General features: G+C 38.5%; 4 protein-coding genes. 1 reads left to right on the top strand and 3 read right to left on the bottom strand.

Features of this window, described 5'->3' with window-relative positions; translation table 11 throughout:
* Positions 1-356: 356 nt before the first annotated feature.
* The 3 genes from J1E28_RS07510 to glmS all read right to left on the bottom strand — a co-directional run bounded on the left by J1E28_RS07510 (position 357) and on the right by glmS (position 4,682).
* Complete coding sequence (locus J1E28_RS07510; protein ID WP_291028374.1) at positions 357-1,085, bottom strand: outer membrane beta-barrel protein; 729 nt, start codon at positions 1,083-1,085, stop codon at positions 357-359.
* A gap of 499 nt (positions 1,086-1,584) precedes the next feature.
* Positions 1,585-2,610, bottom strand: a complete 1,026-nt coding sequence (locus J1E28_RS07505) for a cytochrome-c peroxidase (RefSeq protein WP_291028372.1) — start codon at positions 2,608-2,610, stop codon at positions 1,585-1,587.
* A gap of 275 nt (positions 2,611-2,885) precedes the next feature.
* On the bottom strand, positions 2,886-4,682 hold the full coding sequence (gene glmS / locus J1E28_RS07500) for a glutamine--fructose-6-phosphate transaminase (isomerizing) (RefSeq protein WP_291028369.1): 1,797 nt from the start codon (positions 4,680-4,682) through the stop codon (positions 2,886-2,888).
* 84 nt (positions 4,683-4,766) lie between these two features.
* Between glmS and J1E28_RS07495 the strand changes: the two genes are divergently transcribed.
* Positions 4,767-5,210, top strand: a 444-nt coding sequence (locus J1E28_RS07495) for a phospholipase A (RefSeq protein ID WP_291028365.1), incomplete at its 3' end; no start/stop codon positions are given.

Here is a 5,210-nt window from a genome sequence, read left to right as displayed (position 1 = left end):
AGAATGAGACAATATAGAATCTCACATACAAATCCCCCCAAAGAGACATATACAAGGGGGATATTCCGTTCTCTATGAGCTACATTCTCCTAACTCTTTTTATGTGCACAAAATATTTTTTAAAAATAAAGACTTTAGATTCTGGAAACTAAGAGCGTGAGAAGTTTAGGGGGTAGCATTTAGAGAATATTCAAAAATGCGCAAAAAGCACTTGTAATGTCTTTTGATAAGCAGATTCTAGAATCTCGCTTTTTTGGATTATTTATCATTTACAATGGTGTTTTTCGCTTTGTTGAGATTCTCTAGAGCCCAAGAATCCCAAACTAAGCTTTTAGATTCTTTGCTCAATGATGTCCTTAAAACACATAAGAATAGCCAAAGCTCCCCAAAACATTCGTAAAGGATACCGAGCTATCATCTGTATTGGTTTTGATGTAATTAAGTGGTAAAATCTTCGCAAGAAGCTCAAAGCGATGTTTGCCAGAGCTTAAAAATACGCCACCATTGATGACAAAACCAGAATTTACGCCATCTAAGCCAGAAAAATTATCATCATACAATGCCGCCGCAAAACCAAGCCCACCGATTAAACCAATGCTTTTTGTCTTGTCCTCGCCAATGCCCATACCCACAAGCGCATCGATATTAAGTGCAAGCATTGTGAGTTTTTGCTTGAGATTTTCACTCGCATTTGCAGCATTCCTTGAGCTAAATCCGCTTCCTGCGTGCAAATCCGCGTAAAAACGCATTCCAGAATAAGGACTAAAAAACTTTTGATACCCGCCAATAATACCAACAGACGCGATAAATGAGCTAATATCCCCATCAGCATCTGTTTGGCTATATGGCAATCCGCCGCCGATATTTATTCCCAAAAGAAAGCCGCTTTTTTCATCTGCGCTGTTTGTATTGACCGCATCTTTACGTTTTTTGATGATGGCTTTTGCCTTTTGATAGTCCATTTCCGATACTTCTTGGCTCTCTCCTTGTGTATTGCTTTGTGTGCCACTTTGTGCTATCTCATCTGCAAAAAGCCCTATACTAATACAGGATATGAGTGTGATAAGTCTTAGGTAAGCTTTCATTATTTTGCTCCTTGATTTGAGAAATTCAAGGATTATATTGTATCGTTTTTTTTGTAAAGTCAAGTGCCGCGCATTAAGAAGGTCTCTAAATACGAATACAAGCCACTTTAGAGATGTGTGTGAAGGTAAAATAAGCAATATGCAAGTCTTTAATACCATAGTATCATCATTTTGGGTAAAGTTTAGGCAAACATAAGCCCCGCACGAATCCCTTAAAATCTTAATTTCACAAGCCTACGCCTATGCGCTTACTGCAGACATTATACTCAAAAGATATTGTTCCCATAACCGTTGATGTGTTGGTAGATATAACATAGAATCTAAAAAACTTCAAATGCCATTTGAGAATAGATTCTTAAATATTTTTGAGCTCTATCTTGTCTTTTTTGCTTTTACAAATGGGAGGTTTAAGCATACAAATAAAATGCAAAGAGATGATGAAAACCTTTGTCTAGGCCCTTACAAGCCTTTGAGGGTATCAAGGCTTGTGTAAAAAGGACTAAAGCTCGGGTTTTGGTGTTTTTTCTGTGGAAGCAGGAAGTTGAGGATAGGTAATATTTGGCTTTTTGCCTGTGAGTGAGCGTAAAAATACCTCAATGCTTTGAGCTTCGCTATCGCTGATAGAAATGCCAAGCTGTGTGCTTCCCATTTCTTTAATCGCATCTTTAAGCGACCAAATCGCACCATTGTGGAAGTATGGAGCAGTTTCTTCGATATTTCTCAAAGTAGGTGTTTTTACCATACCATTTTTATCCCCTTTGAAGTTGCCAAGCTTTGCAAATTTGTATTTACCTGCTACTTCAAAAGCTTGCATTGAGCCACCAAGATTCACGCCATTATGACAAGTAGCACAACCTTTAGCGATAAAGAGCTTAAGCCCTTCTTGTTCTGCTTGGCTAAGAGCTTTTGCATCGCCTTCTAGGAATTTATCAAAGCGAGATGGAGTAATCAAAGTGCGCTCGAAGTTAGCGATTGCATCAGCGATATTATCAAAAGTTACATCTCCATAAATCTTCTTAAATTCATTCACATATTCTGGTAAAGAAGAAATCTTTTTGACTGCAAGTTTTGCAGGAGTTGCCATTTCTGGCTCGGCTTCAATGGGACCTTTGGCTTGATCTGCTAAGGTTCCTGCGCGCCCGTCCCAAAATTGTGTTGTATTTAAGACTGAATTATACACGGTTGGAGAATTGAGATGTGAGGGATTTGCTTTCCATTTATGCCCCACTGCAGCAGCGATACCATCTGTCCCACCTAAGCCTAGATTATGGCAAGTATTACAAGAGATAATCCCGCTTTTTGAAAGTCTTGGGTCAAAGTAGAGTTTTTTACCCAAATCTGCTTTTGCTTGGGAGAAAGCAGTTGCTTTGACATTATTTTGTTTTAAAATCGCATCTACTCCCTTTTGATCTTTGGGTAATGGAACCAATCCTGCGCTTTTTGCTTCCTTGATAAGAGCAGGGTTAGCACTAAGGGCGGATACAAGCAGCAATGAAGATGCTACAAACAAGGCTGAAATTTTCATTCTTGCACTCCTTCTACAAATTTGTGATGCAACGCAATAATAAAATTTTTAGGCTTATTTTAGATTTAAATATATGGATAAAAATTATTATAAAGGTAAAAATATCATTCTTGTAACTTTTACTACCACTCTTGTGTTTTATTTTTTAAGGGTTTTTATAGAATCTGCTTTTAAGATTCTACTAGATTCTACACCCAAAACTTGCCTAAGGAGCTATGATTTATATGTTTTAAATAATGCTTCTTATGTGATGAGGTTAAAATAAAAGAAAAGATTCACTCCACCGTAACGCTTTTAGCAAGATTGCGCGGCATATCTACATCATTACCTAAGCGAATAGCCACCTCAAGCGCAAAAAGCTGCAAAACTACCATCATCGCAAAAAATTCCTCCATATAGCTCTTGCAAGGGGAAATAAGGAGCATATCATCAATGCCTTTTATATGCTGCGCACTTACCGCACAAATAGTTGCATCACGCGCACTTAGCTCCTCCACATTGCTTTTAATCTTATCAAAAAGTAGATGTGTGGGCATAAGGGCAAGAGTGAAAAGTTTAGAATCTGCTAAAGCAATAGGTCCGTGCTTCATCTCACCGCTTGGGTAACCCTCTGCGTGCAAATAGCTAATTTCTTTGAGTTTGAGTGCGCCCTCAAGCGCAAGAGGATAGAACACATCTCTCCCGATAAAGAAAAAGCCGTGTCCGTGTAGATAACGCTTTGAAAGTCGTTTGATATGCTCGTGCATTTCAGGCTCTACTTTGGTTTTTTTGGCAGCGCTTACCATTTGAGCAATATGTGTTTTAAGCTCTTTTTTGGGTATATGTCCGCGTATTTTACCTATATATACACTTAGAATCCATAAAAGCATCATTTGAGTTGCATAAGCCTTTGTGCTTGCCACACCCTTTTCAATTCCTGCTCGTGTGAGGAGTGATACATCACATTCCCTCACAATCGAGCTATTATCGACATTGCAAATACACAGACTCTTTAAGCCATTTTTTTTTGCGAGTTTAAGTGCCTCAAGCGTATCGGCAGTTTCGCCACTTTGAGAGATAACAATAAAGAGGTCATTTTTACTCATTACAGGTTGGGCATAGCGAAACTCACTTGCAATCAGCACATTTGTTTTAATCTTTGCAAGTCGCTCAAAGAGATATTTTGCGCCTAGTCCCGCGTGATAGCTTGTCCCACACGCGCAAATGCTAATGCTCTCAATCTCATCAAAAAAGCGAGATTCTACTTCGCTTAGTGTAATATCCCCCTCACTCACGCGCCCCATCATTGTCTCAAGTAAAACTTTGTGCTGTTCATAGATTTCTTTTTCCATAAAGTAGCGATAGCCCTCTTTTTGAGCATAGGCTTTAGTGCTATCAAGTTTTTTTATTCCTTTGAGCGTATCAAAAGCGTGAGGATTCATCACGCCCACATCGCCATCTTGCAAATACACGACATTTGTTGCAAGTCCAATGAGTGGCGCATCAGAACTTGCAAAATAAATCTCATCTGCTTTATTTGCACTTTGAGCAATAATGAGAGGCGAGCCATTTTTGGCATAAAAAATACAGCTAGGCGCAATTTTTGTAATAAGCAAAATCGCAAAAGCCCCCTTTAAATCAGCAATAGTTGCTTTAAAGGCTTCAAAGCTATCGCTTATAGTTTTGGTGTATTCTTCAAAAAGATGCACAATCACTTCAGTATCAGTTTGGGAGAGAAATGTATGCCCTTTAGATTCTAAATGTGCCTTAATTTCTTGGTAGTTTTCAATAATCCCATTATGCACGACATTGCTAAAAGAGGCGATGTGAGGGTGAGCATTTGCTTCAGTGGGCTTGCCGTGTGTAGCCCAACGTGTATGCCCGATACTCACACCAAAGCCAGAGGAGTGAAAATCTTTGCATTTACGCTCTAAGTTATCAAGCTTTCCCACTGCGCGAAAGGTTTGCAAAACATCTTGACTTAATACCGCAATCCCTGCACTATCATAACCTCGATATTCAAGTTCTTTTAAGCCATTAAGCAAAATTTGCTTTTTTTCATCGCTCCCTATGTAGCCCACGATACCACACATTTGCATTCCTTTAGAGAGAGTATTATTTACATTTAGGGCATTTTACTATAAAATGATAATCCTAGTTTTAAGTGAGAGGGCAAGATGAAAAAATGGTGCATTTATCTTGGATTATGCTATGTTTTATTAAGTAGCGTATTTGCAGATGATGCCCCCAAGCTTAATGAAGATACTTCTTTAAGATATATAGCCAAAGAAAATGAAAAGCCCTCTTATATGTTGCTCTATCCGCATAAGGCAGTATATATTTTACCTTTTTATCATAGTTTGAGTGAGCCAGCAGAAAACAATAAAGATACAGAGACAAAGTTTCAATTTAGCTTTAAACTCTCTGTATTAGGAGCATTGCTTGAGCCTTATGGGCATTTCTATTTTGCCTATACCCAAACAGCGTGGTTTCAAAATTATAATAGAGCAGATTCTCGCCCAATGCGTGATTTAGACTATCAACCAGAGTTGTTTTATAGCTATGATTCGCCATTGCCTTTCTTAGGCGGGGCGTTTAAGGATATTTCTTTTGGATATAAC

Origin of the sequence: Helicobacter sp. (genome assembly GCF_022511165.1) — a bacterium.
GTDB lineage: Bacteria > Campylobacterota > Campylobacteria > Campylobacterales > Helicobacteraceae > Helicobacter_C.
This window is presented reverse-complemented; position numbering and strand designations above follow the sequence as displayed.

What these genes read in the sequence shown, in the direction of transcription:
- J1E28_RS07510 (WP_291028374.1), bottom strand. Translation starts at nt 1,085, where the DNA reads ATGAAAGCTTACCTAAGACTTATCACACTCATATCCTGTATTAGTATA.
- J1E28_RS07505 (WP_291028372.1), bottom strand. Translation starts at nt 2,610, where the DNA reads ATGAAAATTTCAGCCTTGTTTGTAGCATCTTCATTGCTGCTTGTATCC.
- glmS (WP_291028369.1), bottom strand. Translation starts at nt 4,682, where the DNA reads ATGTGTGGTATCGTGGGCTACATAGGGAGCGATGAAAAAAAGCAAATT.